This is a genomic window from Caldimonas mangrovi (assembly GCF_023721835.1).
Classification (GTDB): domain Bacteria; phylum Pseudomonadota; class Gammaproteobacteria; order Burkholderiales; family Burkholderiaceae_C; genus Caldimonas; species Caldimonas mangrovi.
Window position 1 is genome coordinate 134,786 of sequence record NZ_JAMKFE010000002.1, and the last position, 22,267, is coordinate 157,052.

Annotated in this window: 23 protein-coding genes; 6 read left to right on the plus strand and 17 right to left on the minus strand. The window is 67.8% G+C overall.

Annotated elements, in window-relative coordinates; translation table 11 throughout:
• Positions 1–87 precede the first annotated feature (87 nt).
• Together hemB and M8A51_RS03215 are read left to right on the plus strand one after the other, a co-directional pair.
• On the plus strand, positions 88–1,089 hold the full coding sequence (gene hemB / locus M8A51_RS03210) for a porphobilinogen synthase (RefSeq protein WP_251776687.1): 1,002 nt from the start codon (positions 88–90) through the stop codon (positions 1,087–1,089).
• Complete coding sequence (locus tag M8A51_RS03215) at positions 1,089–2,183, plus strand: magnesium transporter CorA family protein (protein WP_251776688.1); 1,095 nt, start codon at positions 1,089–1,091, stop codon at positions 2,181–2,183. Before hemB ends, M8A51_RS03215 begins: the two co-directional genes overlap by 1 nt.
• Positions 2,184–2,203: 20 nt before the next feature.
• Here M8A51_RS03215 and M8A51_RS03220 read toward each other — a convergent pair whose 3' ends face one another.
• From M8A51_RS03220 to tsaB, 4 genes are read right to left on the minus strand one after another with little or no spacing between them, the layout of a single operon-like run.
• Positions 2,204–3,169 (minus strand): DUF1853 family protein, encoded by a 966-nt coding sequence (locus tag M8A51_RS03220; protein ID WP_251776689.1) that lies wholly within the window; start codon positions 3,167–3,169, stop codon positions 2,204–2,206.
• Positions 3,136–3,891: a uracil-DNA glycosylase gene (locus M8A51_RS03225; RefSeq protein ID WP_251776690.1), complete on the minus strand. Its 756-nt coding sequence runs from the start codon at positions 3,889–3,891 to the stop codon at positions 3,136–3,138. Before M8A51_RS03225 ends, M8A51_RS03220 begins: the two co-directional genes overlap by 34 nt.
• Positions 3,888–4,367 carry a ribosomal protein S18-alanine N-acetyltransferase gene (gene rimI, locus M8A51_RS03230; protein ID WP_251776691.1) on the minus strand — a complete coding sequence of 160 codons (480 nt, stop codon included), beginning with the start codon at positions 4,365–4,367 and terminating at the stop codon, positions 3,888–3,890. The genes M8A51_RS03225 and rimI overlap by 4 nt, the downstream gene beginning before the upstream one ends.
• Positions 4,364–5,080 carry a tRNA (adenosine(37)-N6)-threonylcarbamoyltransferase complex dimerization subunit type 1 TsaB gene (gene tsaB / locus M8A51_RS03235; protein ID WP_251776692.1) on the minus strand — a complete coding sequence of 239 codons (717 nt, stop codon included), beginning with the start codon at positions 5,078–5,080 and terminating at the stop codon, positions 4,364–4,366. Before tsaB ends, rimI begins: the two co-directional genes overlap by 4 nt.
• A gap of 116 nt (positions 5,081–5,196) precedes the next feature.
• Here tsaB and dacB point away from each other — a divergent pair, with 116 nt between their 5' ends.
• Together dacB and M8A51_RS03245 are read left to right on the plus strand one after the other, a co-directional pair.
• The gene (gene dacB, locus M8A51_RS03240) at positions 5,197–6,627 is read left to right on the plus strand and encodes a D-alanyl-D-alanine carboxypeptidase/D-alanyl-D-alanine endopeptidase (protein WP_251776693.1); all 1,431 of its coding nucleotides are present in this window, start codon (positions 5,197–5,199) and stop codon (positions 6,625–6,627) included.
• Positions 6,624–6,896 (plus strand): SemiSWEET transporter, encoded by a 273-nt coding sequence (locus M8A51_RS03245; RefSeq protein ID WP_251776694.1) that lies wholly within the window; start codon positions 6,624–6,626, stop codon positions 6,894–6,896. The genes dacB and M8A51_RS03245 overlap by 4 nt, the downstream gene beginning before the upstream one ends.
• Before the next feature lie 2 nt (positions 6,897–6,898).
• Here the strand turns inward: M8A51_RS03245 and M8A51_RS03250 are convergent, their stop codons facing one another.
• Genes M8A51_RS03250 through purE form a run of 4 tightly spaced genes read right to left on the minus strand, consistent with a single transcriptional unit; the run spans position 6,899 to position 10,581 of the window.
• The gene (locus M8A51_RS03250; RefSeq protein ID WP_251776695.1) at positions 6,899–7,843 is read right to left on the minus strand and encodes an SGNH/GDSL hydrolase family protein; all 945 of its coding nucleotides are present in this window, start codon (positions 7,841–7,843) and stop codon (positions 6,899–6,901) included.
• Positions 7,844–7,878: 35 nt separating this feature from the next.
• A complete protein-coding gene (locus M8A51_RS03255) occupies positions 7,879–8,859 on the minus strand; it encodes an L-threonylcarbamoyladenylate synthase (RefSeq protein ID WP_251776696.1) in 981 nt (326 codons plus the stop codon).
• 19 nt (positions 8,860–8,878) lie between these two features.
• The gene (locus tag M8A51_RS03260; protein ID WP_259371835.1) at positions 8,879–10,108 is read right to left on the minus strand and encodes a 5-(carboxyamino)imidazole ribonucleotide synthase; all 1,230 of its coding nucleotides are present in this window, start codon (positions 10,106–10,108) and stop codon (positions 8,879–8,881) included.
• On the minus strand, positions 10,105–10,581 hold the full coding sequence (gene purE / locus M8A51_RS03265; RefSeq protein WP_251777028.1) for a 5-(carboxyamino)imidazole ribonucleotide mutase: 477 nt from the start codon (positions 10,579–10,581) through the stop codon (positions 10,105–10,107). Before purE ends, M8A51_RS03260 begins: the two co-directional genes overlap by 4 nt.
• 120 nt (positions 10,582–10,701) lie before the next feature.
• Between purE and M8A51_RS03270 the strand changes: the two genes are divergently transcribed.
• Positions 10,702–11,646, plus strand: coding sequence for a tetratricopeptide repeat protein (locus M8A51_RS03270; RefSeq protein WP_251776697.1), 945 nt, complete (start codon positions 10,702–10,704; stop codon positions 11,644–11,646).
• Positions 11,647–11,801: 155 nt separating this feature from the next.
• On the opposite strand, the gene M8A51_RS03275 is transcribed toward M8A51_RS03270, so the two are convergent.
• Together M8A51_RS03275 and fba are read right to left on the minus strand one after the other, a co-directional pair.
• Positions 11,802–12,701: a phosphoribosylaminoimidazolesuccinocarboxamide synthase gene (locus tag M8A51_RS03275; RefSeq protein WP_251776698.1), complete on the minus strand. Its 900-nt coding sequence runs from the start codon at positions 12,699–12,701 to the stop codon at positions 11,802–11,804.
• Positions 12,702–12,784: 83 nt separating this feature from the next.
• On the minus strand, positions 12,785–13,864 hold the full coding sequence (fba, locus tag M8A51_RS03280; RefSeq protein ID WP_251776699.1) for a class II fructose-bisphosphate aldolase: 1,080 nt from the start codon (positions 13,862–13,864) through the stop codon (positions 12,785–12,787).
• A gap of 353 nt (positions 13,865–14,217) precedes the next feature.
• Here fba and M8A51_RS03285 point away from each other — a divergent pair, with 353 nt between their 5' ends.
• Positions 14,218–14,979: a DUF481 domain-containing protein gene (locus tag M8A51_RS03285; RefSeq protein ID WP_251776700.1), complete on the plus strand. Its 762-nt coding sequence runs from the start codon at positions 14,218–14,220 to the stop codon at positions 14,977–14,979.
• A gap of 3 nt (positions 14,980–14,982) precedes the next feature.
• Here the strand turns inward: M8A51_RS03285 and pyk are convergent, their stop codons facing one another.
• The 7 genes from pyk to ahcY form a co-directional block, all read right to left on the minus strand.
• Positions 14,983–16,413: a pyruvate kinase gene (gene pyk, locus M8A51_RS03290; protein ID WP_251776701.1), complete on the minus strand. Its 1,431-nt coding sequence runs from the start codon at positions 16,411–16,413 to the stop codon at positions 14,983–14,985.
• Between the two features lie 192 nt (positions 16,414–16,605).
• Positions 16,606–17,799, minus strand: a complete 1,194-nt coding sequence (locus tag M8A51_RS03295; protein WP_251776702.1) for a phosphoglycerate kinase — start codon at positions 17,797–17,799, stop codon at positions 16,606–16,608.
• Between the two features lie 115 nt (positions 17,800–17,914).
• The gene (locus M8A51_RS03300) at positions 17,915–18,244 is read right to left on the minus strand and encodes an AzlD domain-containing protein (protein ID WP_251776703.1); all 330 of its coding nucleotides are present in this window, start codon (positions 18,242–18,244) and stop codon (positions 17,915–17,917) included.
• Positions 18,244–19,002: an AzlC family ABC transporter permease gene (locus M8A51_RS03305; protein ID WP_251776704.1), complete on the minus strand. Its 759-nt coding sequence runs from the start codon at positions 19,000–19,002 to the stop codon at positions 18,244–18,246. Before M8A51_RS03305 ends, M8A51_RS03300 begins: the two co-directional genes overlap by 1 nt.
• Before the next feature lie 70 nt (positions 19,003–19,072).
• Positions 19,073–19,921 carry a methylenetetrahydrofolate reductase [NAD(P)H] gene (gene metF / locus M8A51_RS03310; RefSeq protein ID WP_251776705.1) on the minus strand — a complete coding sequence of 283 codons (849 nt, stop codon included), beginning with the start codon at positions 19,919–19,921 and terminating at the stop codon, positions 19,073–19,075.
• 8 nt (positions 19,922–19,929) lie between these two features.
• Entirely contained in the window at positions 19,930–20,691 is a 762-nt protein-coding gene (locus M8A51_RS03315; protein WP_251777030.1) for a TlyA family RNA methyltransferase, read from the minus strand.
• Positions 20,692–20,801: 110 nt separating this feature from the next.
• Positions 20,802–22,238, minus strand: a complete 1,437-nt coding sequence (gene ahcY, locus M8A51_RS03320) for an adenosylhomocysteinase (RefSeq protein WP_251776706.1) — start codon at positions 22,236–22,238, stop codon at positions 20,802–20,804.
• Between the last annotated feature and the right edge of the window lie 29 nt (positions 22,239–22,267).

The window sequence follows — 22,267 nt, forward strand, 5'->3', positions numbered from 1 at the left end:
CTTTCATTTCACTGACTCGGAGCCGTTTGTAGGGCATGGAAAACACCAGCTTTTCATGCTTGCCCGGCTTGTTACAGGATTCCACTCTTGCGCACTCTGCCCGCTTTTCCCGCCGCCCGGCCCCGTCGACTGCGGCGTGACGACTTCACCCGCCGCCTCGTGCGTGAGGCCTCGCTGTCGGCCGATGACTTCATCTACCCGGTGTTCGTGCTCGATGGCAACAACCAGGCGCAGGACGTCGCTTCGATGCCCGGCGTGCAGCGCCTGAGCATCGACCGGCTGTTCCCCGTGGCCGAGGAATGCTTGGCGCTCGGCATCCCGGTAATGGCGCTGTTTCCGGTGCTCGACGCATCGCTGAAGACCGAGGACGGCCGCGAGGCCTTCAACCCCGACGGCCTCGTGCCGCGTGCGGTGCAAGCTTTGAAGCAGCGCTTTCCCGAGCTGGGCCTGCTGACCGACGTCGCGCTGGACCCCTACACCACGCATGGCCAGGACGGCCTGATCGACAACACCGGCTACATCCTCAACGACGAGACCGTCGGCGTGTTGACGCGCCAGGCGCTGGTGCAGGCCGAGGCGGGGGTCGACATCGTGGCGCCCAGCGACATGATGGACGGCCGCGTCGGCGCCATTCGTTCGACGCTGGAGGCCGCGGGTGCCATCCACACCCGCATCATGGCGTACAGCGCCAAATACGCGAGCGCGTTCTACGGCCCGTTCCGTGACGCGGTGGGTTCCAAGGCCAACCTCGGCAAGAGCAACAAGAAGGTCTACCAGATGGACCCCGGCAACACCGACGAGGCGCTGCGCGAAGTGGCGATGGACATCGCCGAAGGCGCCGACATGGTGATGGTCAAGCCCGGCATGCCGTACCTCGACATCGTGCGGCGCGTGAAAGACGAATTCCGCGTGCCGACCTTCGCCTACCAGGTGAGCGGCGAGTACGCGATGCTGAAGGCGGCCGCGGCCAACGGCTGGCTCGACCACGACGCCGTGATGATGGAGTCGCTGCTGGCGTTCAAGCGCGCCGGCGCCGACGGGGTGCTGACGTACTTCGCGCTCGACGCGGCGCGTATCCTGCGCCGCTGATGCGGATCTTCCACGTCGCCGAGAGGTTCGTCAAACTGGGCGAACTGCCCTCGCACCTGCCGTCCCACGGCTACCTGTGGATCGGCACGTCGAGGCGGCAGTTCGAGGTCAACCTCGGCGTGATCCAGGGCCTGCTGCAGCAATGGACCGGCGGGCAGATCGTCGACCTGCACGTCTCCGACCTGCTGAACAACCAGCTGCCGTCGCACTTCGACTACACCTCGTGGTACGACATGATGGTGTTTCGCCGTCTTGCGGCCGGTGCCGGCACCAGCGAGCTGTTCCTCGACGATGAACGCGGCACGGTGTCGAGCGCCAAGCGGGCGCTGGAGGCGATCGACACCAGTCCGGTCGGCTTCGTGATCTTCGACCGGGTGCTGGTCACGGTGCACCCCACCGACTGTCAGGTGCGCGAGTTCTTCGCGACGCGGCTGGCGCAGATGACGCCCGGCAGCGATGTGCGCGGTGCGTCGACCCGCCTGCCGACCAGCCCCGCCGACCAGATGCTGCGCATGGTCAACCACATGGTGGACGGCTACCTCGAGCTGCGCCGGCTGCTGACACGCCAGCTTGGCTACCTGCAGCACGAGCTGCTGAGCCCACGCGGGCACTTTCGCAGCTGGCAGGTGCTGCTCGACTCGCGCAACACGCTGCACCTGCTCGAAGACATCTGCGAGGACCAGCGCAGCGCCGTGCAGGAATGGATGGACGCGCTGGAAGAATGGCCCGCCGGCGACCCGCTGGCCTCGCGCGAGCGCGAGCTGCTGCGCGTGCGTTCGCGCGACGTCCTCGAGCACATCGAGCGCGTCCTGACCCATGTGCGCCGGCTCGAATCTTCGGCCGAGACGGCCGTGCAGATGCACTTCTCGGCGCAGAGCAATCGCACCAACGACATCATGCGCACGCTGACGGTGCTGACGGCCATCTTCCTGCCGCTGAACCTGATCACCGGTTTTTTCGGCATGAACTTCGACACGCTGCCGCTGATCCACAGCACCACCGGGGTCTGGACGGCGGTGGGGGTGATGGTCGCGATCGGCATCGGCCTGGGCCTGTTCTTCTGGCGCAAGCGCTATCTCGGCGACCGACATTGAAGCGCGGGCCGGTGCGGGGTTCAAGCGCCGGCCGGCGACCAGCCGTCCGGGACCACGAAGCAGCGTTGCAACTCGTGCCAGCCATCGGCGCGCGGCACCATGAGCGCGATAAGCTGCGCGCTCGGCCAGCGCCGGGCCCCGGCCGGGGGGGCCGCCTGCCACGCTTCAGAGATCTCCCGTCCGACGGCGTCCCGTGAGGTGAGCGCCGTCTCGTCGGTGGTGAAGGCCGGTGCCATCCAGCGCGATCGGGGCATGGCCAGATAGCGGCCGTCAGGCAGTTCTGCCAGACGGCCATGATCGACCCACAGCCCGTGCAGGTGTCCGGGGGCCAAGGCCTCGCAGACCGGGGCGGGGCGGTCGTGCCGGTAGAACATCCAGCCGCGCGTGTAGGCGGCCGGCCGCCAGGGGCGCTGGTTCCACGGCGCCGGCGGTTCGTGCGCGAGCTGCCGCTCGAACAGCTTGCCCAGCTTGCCGGGCAGCGTCTCGGCGCGGTCGGGGCCGACGAAATCCTCCGCCTGCGCGGACTCGCCGCGCGCGACACAGAGGAAAAACTTGACCGCCAGCTCCCAGTGCCAGCCCTGACCCTCGCGGTCTTCGAGCAGAAAGTCGATCTCGCCGCGCGTGGTGTGGTCCAACCCCGGCAGTTGCCCGGGCGGGTGGCGCAGCGGCAGGTTGGCGGCCAGCAGGCGGTGTGTCGGCCCGCAACGCAGGAAAAATTCCAGCAGACGCTCGGCATACCGGCCCAGTCGTAGCGGTGGCGCCGCGTGGGCGAGAAGAAAGTCGTGCAAGGGGCGGGCATCGCGCTCCAATGCATCGAGCCAGGCTTCGATCTCGCGTGCATCGCGCGCGGCGTAGCGCTGTATCGGGGCGGTGTAGCGGCCATCGGCCAGCAGCGGTGGCGACAGCAGCAGCCAGCGCAGGTCTTGCAGCGCCGCTGCCGCGGCGGCGGCGCTCAGCGGCCTTCCAGCGTCTGCAGCGCCAGGCACAGGTCTTCCCAGCCCTTGGCCTTGTCGGGCAGGTTGCGCAGCAGGTAGGCGGGGTGATACGTCACGACGACCGGCACGCCGTGGTACTGATGCAGCCGCCCGCGCAACTTGCCGATGGCGTCGTTGGTCTGCAGCAGCGACTGCACCGCGAAGCGGCCCATCGCCAGGATGATGCGCGGCCGCACCAGCTCGACCTGCCGCTTCAGAAAGGGCTCGCACTGAGCGACTTCCTCGGGCTCGGGATTGCGGTTGTGCGGCGGGCGGCACTTCAGCACGTTCGCAATGAAGACCTGGCGTTCGGGCGGGGCGTCGCCCCGCGTGAGGCCGACGGCACGCAGCATGTTGTCGAGCAGCTTGCCGGCCTGGCCGACGAAGGGCTCGCCCTTCAGGTCTTCCTGCTCGCCCGGCGCCTCGCCGACGATCATCCAGTCGGCGCGTTCGTTGCCGACGCCGAACACGGTGTTGCGCCGGCCGCTGCACAGCTTGCAGGCGGTGCAATGGGCGACCGCCTCGCGCAGCGCGGGCCAGTCCATCTGGTCGACTCCGCCGGGGCGACGCGCCAGCGCCGCCACCGGCACCGCGACGGGGGCCGCCAGCGGGGCAGTCGGCGCCTCGGCAGCCGGCTCTTGCGCAGGCGCCTCGCCAGGCGCGGCGTCGCGCGGCGCCCAGGCGGTCAGCCCCATCTCCTGCAGCATCGCAAGGCGGCGCGGGTCCCAGTTCATAAGCCCAAGCTCATCACGATGGCGTCCTCTCGCAGGCCCTGCGCGGCCGGGTAGTAGCTCTTGCGCAGCCCCACGTTGCGAAAGCCGTAGCGCTCGTAGATGCGCCGCGCGCGAGCATTGCTCACACGCACCTCCAGCCACAGCTGTTCGGCATGCCGCTCACGTGCCAGCGCCTGCACTGCGTCAAGCATGAACAGCGCGTGTCCGCAGCCCTGGTGGGCCGGCGCCACGGTGATGTTCAGCAGATGCATCTCGTCGACCCCGGACATCGCGACGAAGTAACCGAGCAACTTCGCACCCGGTGCGCGCAGTACCTGCGCGGGATAGCCGGCATGCAGCGAGTCGATGAAATTGCCGCGCGTCCACGGGAACTCGTACGCCGCCTGCTCCACCGGCAGCACCTCGGCAAGCGCGGCCACCGTCATCGGCACCAGTGCGCGAGCATCGGGTTGCGGCCGGCGCACGGCGGCGTTCATGCGGCTTCCTTCGCCAGCTTCAACGCGTCGCGCTCGGCCGTGGTGAGCGCGATCTTCTCGCGGATGTACAGCGGCAGCGCCAGCGCAGGGTCGAGGGCTTCGCCGCGGCGCCAGGCCGCGCGGCCCAGTTCGATCAGCGCGCCGGCGTGCGGGCCGGCGTGCGGCAGGGTGTTCATCGTGCCGACCTGCAGGCCATGCACCAGCAGGGCATTGCCGGCGACGCAGTCGCCGCCTTCGCACGCGAGCCGCTGTGACAACGCCTCGGCGCTGTACAGCGCGGGCGGGTGCACGGTGTGCCAGTCGAGGCCATCGAAGCGGTAGCGGGCCGCGTAGATCTCGTCCATGCGCGCATCGAGCGCCGCCCAGACCTCGTGCCCGGCGTCGGCGGCGCGCGCGGCCTCGGCGACCACCAGCAGCGTGTCGACCGGCAGCACCGGCCGGCCGGCGCCGAACGCCAGGCCCTGTGTCACCGAGCAGGCAGTGCGCAGGCCGGTGAACGCACCGGGCCCGCGGCCGAACGCGATGGCATCGAGATCCTGGACGCGCAAGCCACCCGCGGCCTCCAGCAGGTTCAGTACCACCGGCAGCAGGCGTGCCGAGGCCTGTGCGCCGCCCGCGCTTTCTTCGCTCAGCACGCGGTCGCCGACCGCGACACCGACGCTCATCGTCTCGGTGGCGGTTTCGATCGCGAGCAGGGTGGCGGGAGAGGTCACGAGCGCGTCAAGAGGTTCACAGGCAGTCAGTTTAGCTGCCGCCATTCCAACTGCGGCGCTTGGGGATGTGCATTCCGTACCCTCGCCGTTGCTCGGCGCCCCGGATAATCGCGGTCATGCGTTCTCGTTCGATGGCGGCCTGGGTGGGGTGGGCGTTGTGGATGGCGGCCCTCCTGGGCGGCCCGGCAATGGCCGCACCGGCGCCGCTGTCGCTGCCCGCTGAGGTGCAGGCCGCGTTGGCGCGAGCAGGCTTGCCGAACGACGCGCTGTCGGCGCAGGTGATCGAGGTCGACGGCTCGATACCGCGCCTGGCGTACCGGGTCGATGCGAGCATCAACCCGGCGTCGATCATGAAGCTCATCACGACCTATGCCGCGCTCGAGCTGCTGGGCCCCACCTACACCTGGAACACGCCGGTATTTGCCGACGGCGCGGTTCGCGAGGGCGTGCTGGAGGGCAACCTCCACATCAAGGGTTCGGGTGATCCCCAGCTGGTGCTCGAGCGGCTGTGGTTGTTGCTGCGGCGGGTGCAGCAGATGGGCATCGTCGAAGTGCGTGGCGACATCGTGCTCGACCGCACTGCCTTCATCGTGCCCGCGGTCGACCCCGGCGCCTTCGACGGCGAACCGCTGCGGCCGTACAACGTGCAGCCGGAGGCGCTGCTGATCAACTACAAGACAGTGGCTCTGGGCTTCGTTCCCGATGCAGCCCGCGGCACTGCGCAGGTGCTCGTCGATCCGCCGCTGGCGGGCGTGGTCGTGGACCCTTCGGTGCCGCTGGATCTGATGGCTCCATGTGCCGACTGGCGTGCCGCGCTGAAGGCCGAGCTGACCGACCCCGGCCGCATCGCCTTCCATGGCGCCTACAGCCCCGCCTGCGGCGAGAAGACGTGGCAGCTCGCCTATGTCGATGCGCCGAACTATGCCGCCCGTGCGATCGCCGGCCTGTGGGCGCAACTCGGCGGGCGCCTGCGTGGCACCGTGCGCGACGGCGTCGCGCCGCTCCACCTGTCGCCGCTGGCCGTCAGCACCTCGGCCCCGCTGGGCCAGGTCGTGCGCGACATCAACAAGTTCAGCAACAACGGCATGGCCCGGCAACTGTTCCTGACGCTGGGCCATGTGCTGCGCGGCGTCGGCACGCCGGCCACCGGGCGCGAAGTCGTCCGCCGCTGGATCGAGGCCAAATGGGGCCCGGCGCCGGAGGTCACGCTGGACAATGGTGCCGGCCTGTCGCGCGACGCGCGGGCCAGCGTGCGTTTCCTGAGCCGCCTGCTGCAGTCCGCCTGGGCGGCCCCGGTGATGCCGGATCTCGTCAGCTCGCTGCCCGTGACTGGGCAGGACGGCACGCTCAAGCGTTTCACCGCGAGCGCCGGCACCGCGCACCTGAAGACCGGAACCCTGCGCGACGTGCAGGGCGTGGCCGGCTACGTGCTCGCGGCGAGCGGCAAGCGCTACGTGCTGGTCGCCATCGTGAACCATCCCAACGCGCCCGCGGCACGAGCTGCCATCGAGACGCTGATCGACTGGACCGCCAAGGACGTCCCATGACATTCGCCTTCGCCGACGGCCTCGGCTTCACCGCCGCCGCACTGACAACGGCCTCGTTCGTGCCCCAGGCGTGGCTGACCTTTCGCACGCGCGACGTCAGCGGCATCTCGCTCGGGATGTACAGCGCCTTCACGCTCGGCATCGCGCTGTGGCTGGCCTACGGCGTGATGATCGGCGAGTGGCCGATCATCGCCGCCAACGTCGTCACGTTGAGTCTGGCGGGTGCGATCCTCGCGATGAAGCTGAGGTATACGCGCCGCCAGACGTGACGTCAGAACGGGAAATCGTCGACGAGATTGGCCGCGACCTCGCCGACGATCTGGTTCATCGAAGACGTCAGGTAGCGGTCGGCCGCGAAGATGTAGTCGCGCCGGTCGGGATCCGGGTCGAGGTCCGAGACCAGCGTGTTCTGCGTGCAGCTCGTGGCCGGCGACACGGTGCAGCCGGCCCCGCTGCGGTTGTCGTAGTTGTACAGGTCGTCGTCGACAGCGCTCTGCACGCGGTCGTTGGCGCGCATGAAGGCGATGCGTCGGTTGGCTGCATCCGCGATGCCGGTGCGCAGGCCATCGTTGAAGGCGTCGGTCAGGCTGCGCAGGCGAGAGCGTGCGTTGGCCACTGCGCTGGCGCCGGCTTCCGGCGTCGAGCCCTGGTTGATCACGTCGAGCACCAGCACGCGTGCCCCCTGTTCCGTCCAGTCGTCGATCCGCGTCGCGAGGTCGCTGCCGCGCGTGCGGGCTTCCTCTTCCAAGTCAGCCAGCGCTTCGCCGTTGGCGTAGCGATTGAACAGCTCCCAGACGTCGTTGGCGCCGACCTGCACCAGGATCAGATCTTCGGACCGGAAGCCGCCGAAGTCGTCGAGCTGCGCCTGGATGTCCGCGGCGAGCGCGCCGACGCGGGCCAGCGCCTGGCCGCTCGTGTCGGGATCGTCGTCCAAGGGCGTGCACTGCTCGAAGCGGATGCCGTACTCGGACGCGACGATCTGGTTCCACAGCGGGTAGTCGATGCAGTTGAACGAGCCGTCGGAGCGGACGCGGTTGATCGAGTACTTCGCGCCGGTGCCTGGGTCGATGTAGCTGTATTCGTCGCCGACCGACAGGATGCGGTTGGGGTTGAACTGGTCGTGGATCTCGCCGCCGCAGGCGGTGAGGGCGGCGGTGGTGCCGACCAGCAAAGCGAGCCTTGCACGCGACAACCAGGATGGGGAACGCAGGAACATGAACACTCCGTTAGAAATTTCTTGGCACGGTGGCCTCAGGCAGCCGCCGCTCGAACGAGCCGGTCGCGCACGCCGTCCCACTCGGGGGCGGACGGCGGGCTTTCGACCCAGATGAGCGAGACGCCCTGGGCGTCCAGCTCGCGCAACACGGCGAACAACTCGTGCGCGGCCTTGGCCGCGTCGTCGGGCATGCGCCGATGCAGCATGCCGCGTGGGGCACGCACGGTGCGTGAATACAGCGCCAGCTTCGGCAGGTTCTCGCCCAGCACCTGCAATGCGGTTTGCAGGATGTCGGCGCTCATCAGGCGCAGCTTGGCACGCGGCGCATAGTGCGCTTCCAGCGTGCCGGACGCGCGCGGAGCCTCGGCATCGCGCTCGAGCAGGGGCTCGTCGATCGCCGCCTCAATCTCGCCGCGCGTCAGCAGGCCGGGCCGCAGCAACACCGGGCGGTCGCGCGAGCAATCGACGATGGTCGATTCGATGCCGACCTCACAGGCGCCGCCATCGAGCACCAGCACATCGTCGCCGAACTCCTCCGCGACGTGCGCGGCGGTGGTCGGGCTGATGCGACCGAACAGGTTGGCGCTGGGCGCCGCCAGGCCGAGGATGCCCCGCTGCGCGCAGGCTTCGAGCAGCGACGTCGCGACCGGGTGTGCGGGGCAGCGCAGGCCGATCGTGTCCTGCCCACCGGCGGCCGCGCCGGCCACGCCGGGCCTGCGCGGCACGATCACGGTCAACGGCCCGGGCCAGAAGGCCTCTATCAGCTTCTGAGCCACCGGCGGCAGCGCGCTGGCGAGTTCGTAGGCGCACTCGACATTGGGCACGTGCACGATCAACGGGTGGTCCGCCGGCCGGCCCTTGGCCTCGAAGACGCGGCCCACCGCAACGTCGCTGCCGGCGTCGGCGCCCAGCCCGTAGACCGTCTCGGTCGGGAAGGCGACGAGCCGGCCGTCGGCGAGCGCGTCCACCGCCTGCTGCAGGTGCTGCGGGTTGTGTGCGTCGAGTAAGCGTGCCACGTATCGGTCGTTCGTCAGGTCAGAAGGCGGCGAGCCCGAGCAGCTCGCAGCATCGCAATGCGACTTCGCGCACCTGCGTCGCGCTGGCGCCGGTGATGTTCAGGTGGCCCATCTTGCGGCCCGGTCGCGCCGAGAGCTTGCCGTACAGGTGCAGGTGTGTGCCGGGCAGCGTCAGCACCCGCTCCCACGGCGGCGTCGCCGCATCGGTGGAGCCGTCGCGGAACCACAGGTCGCCGAGCAGGTTCAGCATGATCGCGGACGAATGCAGCCGGGGAGCCGGCAGCGGCAGGCCGGTCATGGCACGTACCTGCAGGTCGAACTGCGACACGTCGCAGGCATCGAGGGTGTAGTGGCCGGAGTTGTGCGGGCGGGGCGCCATTTCGTTGGCGACCAGCGTGCCGTCGGCCAGCACGAAAAACTCGACGCAGAGCACGCCGACATAGCCCATCGACGCAGCGATCGTCTCGGCGGCACGCACGGCCTGCGCCTGCAACTCGGGGGTCACGTCGGGGGCGGGCACGGTGGTCACCGCCAGGATGCCGCCTCGGTGCAGGTTCTGCTGCAACGGGAAATGCACCAGCTCGCCCTGGGCGTTGCGCGCGACGATCACGCTGACCTCGAACGCCAGCTCGAGCCGCTTTTCGAGCACGCAGGGTACGCGCTTCAGCTCGTTCCACGCGGCCGCGAGCGCTTCGACGCTGTGCACGGTCGCCTGGCCCTTGCCGTCGTAGCCCATGCTCGCGGTCTTCAGGATGCCGGGCAGCAGGGCCGGGTCGATCGCCTGCAGCTGCGCCTCGTCGGCGATCAGCGCGTGCGGCGCACAGGGCACGCCGCAGCCCGTGAAATGAGCCTTCTCGCGCACACGGTCCTGGCAGACGGCGACGGCGTCGGCCCCTGGCGCCACCGGCAGCCGGGCGGCGAGCGTCGCCAGCGCACGGGCCGGCACATTCTCGAATTCGGTGGTCACCGCATGGCAGCGCTGGGCGAGGTCGGCCAGGCCTTGCGCGTCGAGGTAGTCGCACTGCACGTGGTGGTGTGCGATCTGGCCGGCCGGGCTGGTCGGATCCGGGTCGAGCACGACCGTGTGGTAGCCGAGCTCCTGAGCGGCGTGCACGAACATGCGGCCCAGCTGGCCGCCGCCCAGCACGCCCAGGGTCGCGCCGCCCGGCAGTATGGGGCTGCCCGGGGCGCTTCGCACGTGTTCCTCCGGCAGGGAGTTCGCCCCTGCGGGCGGCAGGGCGAGGCTCATGGCCGTCCAGGCAGCGGCTCGAGCGTCATCGCCCGGGCTGCGTCGGTCTGGCGTGCACGAAAAGCGTCGAGCTGCGCGCGCAATGCCGGGTTCTCGTTGGCGAGCATGGCCACGGCGAACAGCGCGGCGTTGGCCGCACCCGCCACGCCGATCGCGAAAGTCGCCACCGGGATGCCCTTGGGCATCTGCACGATCGAGTGCAGCGAATCGACACCTTGCAAGTGCTTGCTCGGCACCGGCACGCCGAGCACCGGCACGGCGGTCTTGGCGGCGAGCATGCCCGGCAGGTGGGCGGCTCCGCCGGCCCCGGCGATGATCGCCTTCAGGCCGCGCTGGGCCGCGCTTTCGGCGTAGCGGAACATGTCGTCGGGCATGCGATGTGCCGAGACCACCTGCGCCTCATAGGGGACGCCGAACTCGGCGAGAATCTGGGCGGCGTTGCGCATGACGTCCCAATCGCTGTTGGAACCCATGACGACGCCGACGAGGGGCGACTGACTCAAGTGAGCGCTCCGGTGCGGGAAAAGCGTGATTTTAGGCGGGCTTGCGCCCCGGGCTTGGCGGCCCCATCTGACGCCCGAAGGATTTGCTACATGATCGATATCACCCTCCAGAATTTCGAAGCCGAGGTCTTGCAGGCCTCGATGACGCAGCCGGTGCTGCTGGACATCTGGGCGCCGTGGTGCGGGCCCTGCCGCACCCTGGGGCCGATGCTCGAGACGCTGGAAGCCGATTACGAAGGCCGCTTCGTGCTCGGCAAGCTCAACGCCGACGAGCAGCCGGAGATCGCTGGGCAGCTGTCGTCGATGTTCGGCGTGCGCAGCATCCCGTTTTGCGTGATGTTTCGAGACGGCCAGCCGGTCGACGGTTTCGTCGGCGCGCTGCCTCAGGATCAGATCCAGCAGTTCCTCGACAAGCACGTGCCGGCCGAGGCCCAGATGGTCGCCGACGAAGCCGCCGACGAAGCCGAGCTGCTGGCGGACGAGGGCGACGTCGACGGCGCGCTGGAGCGGCTGCAGGAGGCGATCGCGATCGACCCGGCGAACGACGCGGCGCGGCTCGACTACGTGAAGCTGCTGCTGCAGGCCGGGCGCACGGCGGACGCGCGCGTGGCCTATGAGCCGGTGGCGAGCAAGGCGTTGATCGACGGCCGCATTGCTGCCTTCGGCCAGTGGGTCGACGCTTGCGAGAAGGCTGCCGTCGGGCGGCCGGCAGAGGCGCTGCAGGTGGCCATTGCGGCCAACAAGCGCGACTTCGACGCCCGCTTCGAGCTGGCGCAGCGCCACTTCGCCGCGCAGGCGTGGACGGCCGCGATGGACGAGCTGCTCGAGATCATCATGCGCGACAAGAAGTGGAACGACGAGGCTGCGCGCAAGGCCTACGTGGCCGTTCTTGAACTGATGGCCAAGCCGGCGGCCAAAGCGGCGGAAGCCGCGCCGCAGAAGGGCGCGCTGGAAGTGACCGGCAAGACGGTGGCCGCCCCGGCCGATCCGGTGATTGACCAGTACCGGCGCAAGCTCAGCATGGCGTTGTTTTAGACCACCCCTACGGCCTTCGGCCGCCCCTCAAGGGGCGACGCTGGCGGACCGGCGGAGCCGGAACCGCGGCGTCACTCGGGCCTGGCGGCCACGCGGAGGCTCGACGCCAGTGGGAAACGCCTCGGACTGCGGGCGCCATGCGCCCGCCGGGAGTATCAGCCGGCGGTGAGCCGGGTCAGCGCCTCGCGGTACTTGGCAGCGGTTTTCTCGACCACCTCGGCAGGTAGCGCGGGGGCGGGTGCCTGCTTGTTCCACGGTTGGCCGTTCACGGTCGCCTGCTCCAGCCAGTCACGCACGAACTGCTTGTCGTAGCTGGGCGGGTTGATGCCTTCCCGGTAGCCTTCGACCGGCCAGAAGCGCGACGAATCGGGCGTCAGCACCTCGTCCATCAACGTGAGTCGACCGTCGGAGTCGAGGCCGAACTCGAACTTCGTGTCGGCAATGATGATGCCCTTCGTCAGCGCGAAGTCGGCGGCCGTGCGGTACAGGCGGATCGACACCTCGCGCACCTGCTCGGCCAGCTCGCGGCCGATGATCTGCACCATGCGGTCGAACGAGATGTTCTCGTCGTGCTCGCCGATCTCGGCCTTGGTGGCCGGCGTGAAGATCGGCTCCAGCAGCTTGCTGGCGTTTTTCAGGCCCCCGGGCAGCTTGACGCCGCACACTTCACCCGACTCCTGGTATTCCTTCCAGCCGCTGCCCGCCAGATAGCCGCGCACGACGGCCTCGACGGGCAGTGGCTTGAGCCGCCGGACCAGCATCGAGCGACCCAGCACCTGCCCCGCTTCGTCCGCCGTGACGACACTTTCGGGGGCATCGCCGGTCAGGTGGTTCGGCACGATGCCGTCGAGCCGGTCGAACCAGAACAAGGCCATGCGCGTCAGCAGCTCACCCTTGCCGGGGATCGGCTCGCCCATCACGACGTCGAAGGCGCTGAGCCGGTCGCTCGCGATCATCAGGATGCGGTCGTCGCCGACCGCGTAGTTGTCGCGGACCTTGCCGCGGGCCAGCAGGGGCAGGGAACGGATGGAGGAGTTGAGCAGGGCGGCAGTCACGGGCGTGGGTCTTTCGCAAATGAAAAAGCCCGCTGCAAGCAGCGGGCTGGCGGGGCCGGCGCGGGCAGCGGGGCCCGGGGTCGTCAGGCCACCTGGCGGTACTGGACCACCTGAGCCAGCTCGCCCGAGGCGTAGCGCTTGGCCACGTCGGCCAGCGCGATCGCCTTGATTTTACCGGCCTGGCCTTCGCAGCCGAACTCCATGTAGCGCTGCTTGCAGATCAGCTTGGCGGCTTCGCGCGCCGGCTTCAGGTATTCGCGCGGGTCGAACTTGCTCGGATTCTCCACGAAGAACTTGCGGATCGCAGCCGTCATCGCCAGCCGGATGTCGGTGTCGATGTTGATCTTGCGCACGCCGTACTTGATGGCTTCCTGGATCTCCTCGACCGGCACGCCATAAGTTTCCTTCATGTCGCCGCCGTACTTGCGGATTTCGGCCAGCAAGTCCTGCGGCACGCTGGACGAGCCATGCATCACCAGGTGGGTGTTGGGAATGCGGGCGTGGATCTCCTTGATGCGGTTGATCGCCAGGATGTCGCCGGTGGGCTTGCGGGTGAACTTGTAGGCGCCGTGGCTGGTGCCGATCGCGATCGCCAGTGCGTCGAGCTGGGTCTGCTTGACGAAATCGGCGGCCTGCTCCGGGTCGGTCAGCAACTGGTCCATCGTCATCGTCGCTTCGGTGCCGTGGCCGTCTTCCTTGTCGCCCTTCATCGTCTCGAGCGAGCCGAGGCAGCCGAGTTCGCCTTCGACGGTGACGCCCAGGGCGTGCGCCATCTCGACCACCTTGCGGGTGACTTCGACGTTGTACTCGTAGCTGGCGATGGTCTTGCCGTCGGCCTGCAGCGAGCCGTCCATCATCACGGAACTGAAGCCCAGGTCGATCGCGCCCTTGCAGACGTCGGGGCTCTGCCCGTGGTCCTGGTGCATCACGACCGGGATGTGCGGGTACGACTCGACGGCGGCCTGGATCAGGTGCTTCAGGAAGCCCTCGCCGGCGTACTTACGCGCACCGGCCGAGGCCTGCATGATGACCGGCGCACCGACTTCGTCGGCGGCGCTCATGATGGCCTGGACCTGTTCGAGATTGTTGACGTTGAACGCCGGGATGCCATAGCCGTTTTCGGCGGCATGGTCCAGCAGTTGGCGCATCGAGACGAGTGGCATGGCGAGCCTCTGGGAAGTGGGACAACCGGTGTTCCGCGGTGTGATGGGAAGCTGAAACCGCGAAGTAATTGGCGGCAATTCTACCGGTCGACCCCAACGGGTTCGTGACTGTTGGCATCCGAGCGTCGGCGCGGGCCGGCGCCGAATTTGTTGTCCTGATGCACATACCGGCGCAGATGGTGCCTGCCGTAACTGCACGTACCTTGTGGGGAGCAGGGCCGCGTTTCGCGCGCGTTCGCTTGCATTCGAAAACACAAGCGAAAAGAAGGGAAAAACGAATCGCTACACGGGCCGGCGCAAGTGCCGCCTAGAGTCAGCGCCGAGTTTCTTCAACTGTGTCCAGCCGTCCGACCATGCCATTTGCCCCGCGCCTGCCCGCTCTGATCCTGGCCGCCACACTGCCCTGCGCCGCGTGGGCGCAGGTCACTGTCAAGCCCGACGGCCAGTGGCGACACCTGTTCGGCGCCGGCGCCAGTCTGTCGAGCGGCAACAGCGACGCGTCGAGCTTCAACCTGACGGCCGACAGCGTGCGCGCCACCGACCACGACAAGTGGAGCCTCACCGGCCGGGCTCAGTATGCAAAGGTCGAGGACGAAACCTCGGCCGAGCGGTTCGGTGCCGGCACCCAGTACGACCGCGACTTTTCCCCTCAGTGGTTCGGCTTCGGCAGGCTGGAATTCCTGCGCGACCGGCCGGCTAACCTGTCGCTGCGGTCCTTTGCGGCGTCCGGCGTGGGCTACCACATCTTCCGTGACGACACCGGCTTCTGGGACCTTTCCGTCGGTCTGGGCTACACCCAGGACCGCTTCACCGACCCGGCCGAGGTCGACGGCCAAATGCGCCGCAGCTACGGCCGTGCCGAATTGCTGCTGGCCGAGGAATCGAGTCACCAGTTCACCGAGACGACGAAGTTCAGGCAGAAACTGAGCCTGTTGCCGGTGCTCAACGAACCGGGCACCTATCGGGCCGAGTTCGACACCGGCGTGTCGGTGGCCATCAACGAGAAGCTGAGCCTCACGGCCGCGTTGACCTATCGCTACAACAGCGACCCGGGCGAGGGCCTGAAGCGCGGCGACGCCCTGTTCGTGACCGGCGTGTCGCTGCGTATCGACTAGGCCCTAGCCGACCCGGCACACCTTCAGCATGTTGGTGCCGCCCGGGTAGCCCATCGGCTCGCCGCAGGTGATCGCATAGGTGTCGCCGGGGCGCAGCACGCCTTGTTCGACCAGCAGGGACTCGGCCTTCGCGAGCGCCACATCGCGGTCGGTGTAACTCGGCATCAGGATCGGCCGCACGTTGCGGTACAAGGCCATCTTGCGTTGCGACAGCGACTGCGACGTGAGGCCGTAGATCGGCACGTGGATCTTGTGCCGGCTCATCCACAAGGCCGTCGAGCCGGACTCGGTCAACGCGACGATGGCCTTGCAGCCCAGGTGGTGCGCCGTGAACAGCGCACCCATCGCGATCGACTGGTCGATGCGGCCGAAGTGCTTGTTCGTGAAATCGGCGTCGAGCGAGACGTCCTCGGCGCGCTCGGCTTCCAGCGCAATCAGCGCCATGTGCTCGACCGTCTCGACCGGGTACTTGCCGGCGGCTGTCTCGGCACTCAGCATCACTGCGTCGGTGCCGTCGAGCACGGCGTTCGCGACGTCGCTGACCTCCGCACGCGTCGGCACCGGGTTGACGATCATCGACTCCATCATCTGCGTTGCGGTGATGACGACCTTGTCCATCTCGCGCGCCATGCGGATCATGCGCTTTTGCAACGCCGGCACGGCGGCGTTGCCGACTTCGATCGCCAGGTCGCCGCGCGCGACCATGATGCCGTCGCTGGCCTTGAGGATGCTCTCCAGCACCGGGATCGCTTCGCTGCGCTCGATCTTCGCGATCAGCCCCGGCTTGTGGCGCCACGGCTCGCCCGCCACGTTGGCGAGCTGGCGCGCCATTTCCATGTCGGTCGCGTTCTTCGGGAAGGACACGGCGAGGTATTCGCACTGGAAGCTCATCGCGGTCTTGATGTCCTCCATGTCCTTGGCCGTCAGCGCCGGGGCGGTCAGGCCGCCGCCCTGCTTGTTGATGCCCTTGTTGTTGGACAGCTCGCCGCCGATCTTGACCAGCGTGTACACCTGCTCGCCGACGATGCGGTCGACCGTCAGCACGATCAAGCCGTCGTTCAGCAGCAGCGTGTCGCCGGGCTTCACGTCGCGTGGCAGCTCCTTGTAGTCCAGGCCGACGCGTTCGTTGTTGCCGAGTTCGGTGTGGGACGCGTCCAGGATGAAAAGCTGCCCCTGCTCCAGCAGGGTCTTGTTGCCTTCGAACTTGCCGACGCGGATCTTCGGGCCCTGCAGGTCGGCCATGATTGCGACCTGCCGGCCGGCGCGCTGCGCGGTCTCGCGCACCAGGTTGGCGCGGTCGATGTGGTCCTGCGCCTTGCCGTGCGAAAAGTTCAGGCGCACGACATCGACGCCCGCGACGATCATGCGTTCCAGGACTTCGGGGGACGACGAGGCAGGGCCGAGGGTGGCGACGATCTTGGTGGCGCGCGACATGAGGGGGTGTCTCCGAACGGGTTCGTAACTTTGTTCCGGATTATCAGCCGTAATCGAGTTGCAGAGTTACGAATCCGGGGGTGGCGAGACATTCGTGGCAAAGCGGTCGCCCGATGTTGCCGACGAACGACGGCGCCGAAAAGACAAAGGCCCGCGGTGCCCCAAGGCGAGCCGGGGCAGGTGTGCGGCGCGTCAGCCAGCTGCGCGTTTCTGGAGGATCTCGAAAGCCGGCAGCGTCTTGCCTTCCAGCACTTCGAGGAAGGCGCCACCGCCGGTCGAGATGTAGCCGACATCCTTGTCGATGCCGTACTTTGCGATGGCCGCCAGCGTGTCGCCGCCGCCAGCGATCGAGAAGGCGCTTGAATCGGCAATCGCGCGGGCGATGGTTTTCGTGCCGTTCTCGAAGGCTTCGAACTCGAACACGCCGACCGGGCCGTTCCACACCACGGTGCCGGCGGCCTTGAGCTGGTCGGCCAGCATCTGCGCGGTCTTGGGGCCGATGTCGAGGATCATCTCGTCGGCGCCCACGTCGGCCGCCGCCTTCACCGTGGCTGCTGCGTCCGCCTTGAATTCCTTGGCCACCACCACGTCGACCGGAATGGGCACGTCAGCACCGCGCGCCTTCATCGCGTCGATGACGGCCTTGGCCTCGCCGACCAGGTCGGCTTCGGCCAGCGACTTGCCGATGTTCAGACCGGCCGCCAGCATGAAGGTGTTGGCGATGCCGCCGCCGACGATCAACTGGTCGACGTTCTTCGCCAGCGACTGCAGGATGGTCAGTTTGGTGGATACCTTGGAGCCGGCCACGATGGCGACCAGTGGGCGCTTCGGTTGGTTCAGCGCCTTGGTGATCGCGTCGATCTCCGCGGCGAGCAGCGGGCCGGCGCAGGCCGTTTTCGCGAACTGCGCAATGCCGTAGGTGGAGGCTTCCGCCCGGTGAGCGGTGCCGAACGCGTCGTGCACGAAGACGTCGCACAGCGCCGCCATCTTCTTCGCCAGTTCTTCGTTGTTCTTCTTTTCACCCTTGTTCAGGCGGCAGTTCTCGAGCAGCACCAGCTGGCCAGGCCTCACGTCGACGCCATCCACCCAGTGGGCGGCCACCGGCACTTCGCGGCCGAGCAGTTCGCCCATGCGGGCGGCGACGGGCGCCAGCGAGTCTTCCGGCTTGAACTCCCCTTCGGTCGGCCGGCCCAGGTGCGACGTGACCATCACCGCGGCGCCGGCGTCCAGCGCCATCCGGATGCAGGGGATCGAGGCCCGGATGCGCGTGTCTTCGGTGATGCGGCCCTCGTCGTCCTGCGGGACGTTGAGGTCGGCGCGGATGAACACGCGTTGGCCCTGGACCTTGCCTTCGGCGATGAGATCGGAAAAGCGCAGTACGTTCATGCTGGTTCTTCTGCTCGAGAGTTGGAATGGCGTGGCCGGCCTTGCACCGACGAATCCCGGATTGTGCCGCGAGCCGTCAGCCGGCCTGGCACAGATCGGTTACCAAACTCTCCGGCTACCAGCCGAGCGCGAGACGCAGCGGCAGGAACACCACCATGCCGGTGACGATGGTGCCGAGAATGCCGCGGCGCCAGAAGTAGTAGGCACAGGCCGCGGCCAATGCGGGCAGGCGGGCGTCCTGCCAAGTGGAGATCAACTGCCCCTGGGTCATCAGGACTTCGGGCGCGATCACTGCGGCCAGCGCCGCGAGCGGGGCGTAGCGCAACCCGCGCTTGACCCACCCGGGCATCGGCAGCTCGCGCTCTGGCAGCAGGAAGAAGCTGCGTGTGACGACGGTGATGATCGCCAGCCCGATGACCGTGACGATGATTTCCCAGGTGGACATCATGCGCGCCGCCCCTCGGCCTCGCGGCGCACCTGCCGCTGCATCTGTTCAGCAGCCTCGATGGCCAGGCCGACGGCCACTGCGGCCGCGATTGCGACCAGGATGTTCAGCCGCAGCGGCAGCGCGAAGGCGGCAACGGCCGCAGCGGCCGCCGTGCCGGCCGCGACCCAGGTGGCCTTGCCCTGCAAGAGCGAGCACGTGATGCCGACCAGCGCCAGCACGCCCGCGAAACCGAGACCCCAATGCACCGGGATCACGTTGGCCAGCGCAATGCCGATCATCGACGAGGTCTGCCAGCCGATCCAGTTGGTTGCCACGCCGCCCCAGTAGTAGGGCAGGTTGTCGGGCTGCGGTTCGCCTTGCGGGAATCGCTTCAGGAACATCACATAGTTCAAGTCGCCGCTGAAATAGCCCAGCACCGCGCGTTGCCCGCGGGAGTAGGGCGCGAAGTAGGGCCGCCACATCGCGCTGAAGATCACGAAACGCAGGTTGACGCAGGCGGCGGTGGCCCAGACGACCCACATCGGCGCACCGGAGGCGATCAGCGGCAGCGCCGTCAGTTGTGCGCTGCCGGCGAACACGGACAGCGACATGAACACCGCCAGCGGCACCGACAGCCCGCTCTTGACCATCGCGACTCCGGTGACGAGGCCCCAGGCCGCGATGCCGAGCGCAACGTGCACCATGTCCTGCGCGCCTTGCCGGAATTCCGGATGGCGCAGCGTGGTGCGAACGGAGCTGAGGAGGGGAGAGGACATGGAGGCAGGCAAGCCTGCATTGTCGCCAACTCGCATGCCCCTCGCCGGCGCTTGCGCTTTCAGCCGTCTGTCAGCTTGCCAGCCTCAAGCGCCGGCAGATCTCCAGCGTCGCAGTGGCCTGGTTCATCGTATAGAAGTGCATGCCCGGCACGCCGGCGGCGCGCAGGCGCTCGCACAGGTCGGCCACCACGTCGAGTCCGAAGGCCTGGATCGAGGTCTTGTCGTCCCCGAAACTCTGCAGGCGCGTGCGGATCCAGCGAGGGATCTCGGCGCCGCAGGTGTCGGAGAAGCGCATCAGCTGCGACGAGTTGGTGATCGGCATGATGCCCGGGATGACGGGGATCTCGATGCCCTGCTTGCGCACGTCGTCGACGAAGCGGAAGTAGGCATCGCAGTTGAAGAAATACTGCGTGATCGCGGCATTCGCACCGGCCTTCACCTTCGCGACGAAAGCCTGCAGGTCGGCTTCCGGCGAGCGGGCCTGCGGATGCACTTCGGGATAGGCCGCGACCTCGATGTGAAAGCGCTCGCCGGTTTCCTCGCGAATGAAGGCCACCAGGTCGCTGGCATAGCGAAATTCGCCGAAACCGCCGTAGCCCGAAGGCAGGTCGCCGCGCAAGGCGACCAGTCGCTTGATGCCGGCCGCCTGAAACTGCTTCAGTTTTTCCCGGATGACCGCCTTGTCGGCGCCGATGCAAGAAAAGTGCGGCGCCGCGTCATAACCCTCGCCGAGGATGGACTGCACCGCCTGCATGGTGCCGTCCTGGGTCGAGCCACCGGCACCGTAGGTGACAGAGCAGTACTGCGGCTTCAATGCATAGAGCTTCTGACGCACGGCGGTCAGCTTGTCGACGCCCTCCGGCGTTTTTGGCGGGAAGAACTCGAGGCTGATCGGCAGCCGGTTGTCGGTTGTTGTCATCTTGGTCCTCACGCGTCGGGCGGCTGTGCCCAGACGAAAAATTCCCGGTTGCCATCGCCGCCGGTGATCGGGCTGTCGAAATAGTCGCGCACGGCCCATCCGATTGCCGTGCACGCTTCGCACAACCGTTGCTCGACCAGCGCGTACTGCGATGTGTCCTTCACCAGCCCGCCCTTGCCGACATGCTCGGGTCCCACCTCGAATTGCGGCTTGACCAGCAGTACGGCATGCCCGCCGGCCTTCAGCCACGGCGCGAGCGAAGGCAGCACGCGGCCCAGCGAAATGAACGACAGGTCACCGACGATCAGGTCGAAGCTGTGCTTGTTCGTCGAGCGCCCGAACGCCGAGTCGTCCAACGCCTTGGCATTCACGCCTTCATAGGCCGTGACCCGCGCATCACCCCGCAGCCGCTCATGCAACTGCCCATGCCCCACGTCCACGCCCACCACCCGGGCCGCGCCGCGCTGCAGCAGCACGTCGGTGAAGCCCCCGGTGCTCTGCCCCACATCGAGGCAGACCCAGCCCTTCACATCCAGCCCTGCCTGCGTGAGCGCCCCTTCCAGCTTCAGCCCGCCGCGCGACACATAGCGCAGCTCTGCAAGGTCCGTCACGCGCAGCGGCGTCGCCTCGGCCAGGTCTTCCCCCGCCTTGCGCAACACCGCCCACCCGCGCGGCCCCTGCCACTGCACCGCGCCTCGCTCGATCAGCCGCTGCGCCGCCGACCGACTCGGCGCCAGTCCTCTCTGCACCAACAACAGATCCACACGCATCACCGTGTCCAGACAAGCCACCGCCTCTTTTTCAAGTGACACCGCGGATCCGGCTCCGCCGGTCCGCCAGTGTCGCCCCCTCGGGGGGCGGCCGAAGGCCGTAGGGGGGATCAATAACGGTACGTATCGGGCTTGTAAGGCCCCTGCTTCGGCACGCCGATATAAGCCGCCTGCTCCTCGCTCAGCTCCGTCAGCTGCGCGCCGAGCTTCTTCAGCTGCAGTCGCGCGACCTTCTCGTCGAGGTGCTTGGGCAGCACGTAGACCTTGCCCACGTCGTACGAGTCGCTGTGCGTGAACAGCTCGATCTGCGCGATCGTCTGGTTGGCGAAGCTCGACGACATCACGTAGCTGGGATGGCCGGTGCCGCAGCCCAGGTTCACGAGGCGGCCCTTCGCCAGCAGGATGATGCGCTTGCCGTCCGGGAAGATCACGTGGTCGACCTGCGGCTTGATCTCGTCCCACTGACACTTGGCTTCGAGCGAGGCCACGTCGATCTCGTTGTCGAAGTGGCCGATGTTGCAGACGATGGCCTGGTCCTTCATCTGGGCCATGTGGTCGTAGGTGATCACGCCCTTGTTGCCGGTGGCGGTCACGAAGATGTCGGCCTTGTCAGCGGCATATTCCATGGTCACCACGCGATAGCCTTCCATCGCGGCCTGCAGCGCGCAAATGGGATCGATCTCGGTGATCCATACCTGCGCCGACAGCGCCCGCAGCGCTTGCGCCGACCCCTTGCCGACGTCGCCGTAGCCGGCCACCACCGCGACCTTGCCGGCCACCATCACGTCGGTCGCGCGCTTGATGCCGTCGACCAGGGATTCGCGGCAGCCGTACAAGTTGTCGAACTTGCTCTTCGTGACACTGTCGTTGACGTTGATCGCACGGAACATCAGCGTGCCCTTGACCGACATTTCCTGCAGGCGGTGCACGCCGGTGGTGGTTTCTTCGGTCACGCCGATGATCTGCGCGCTCTTGCGGCTGTACCAACTGCCGTCCTCGGCCAGCTTGGCCTTGATGGCTGCGAACAGCTCGCGCTCTTCCTCGCTGCCCGGGTTGGCAATGACCGACGCGTCCTTCTCCGCGCGCTTGCCCAGGTGCATCAGCAGCGTCGCGTCACCGCCGTCGTCCAGAATCATGTTCGGGCCCTCGCCTTCAGCGCCCTTAGGGCCGAATTCGAAGATGCGGTGGGTGTAGTCCCAGTAGTCCTTCAGCGACTCGCCCTTGTAGGCGAACACCGGCGTGCCGGCGGCGACCAGCGCGGCGGCGGCGTGGTCCTGCGTCGAGAAGATGTTGCACGAAGCCCAGCGCACCTCGGCGCCCAATGCCTGCAGGGTTTCGACCAGCACGGCGGTCTGGATCGTCATGTGCAGCGAGCCGGTGACCCGCGCGCCCTTGAGCGGCTGCTTCGCGGCGAATTCGTCGCGGATCGCCATCAGGCCCGGCATCTCGGTCTCGGCGATCTTGATTTCCTTGCGACCCCAGTCGGCCAGCGACAGGTCGGCGATCACGTACTGGTCGGTGTGCAAGGGCTTGAGGACAGCGTTCATGTGTTTCTCCAGGTGGAAAAACCGCCGTG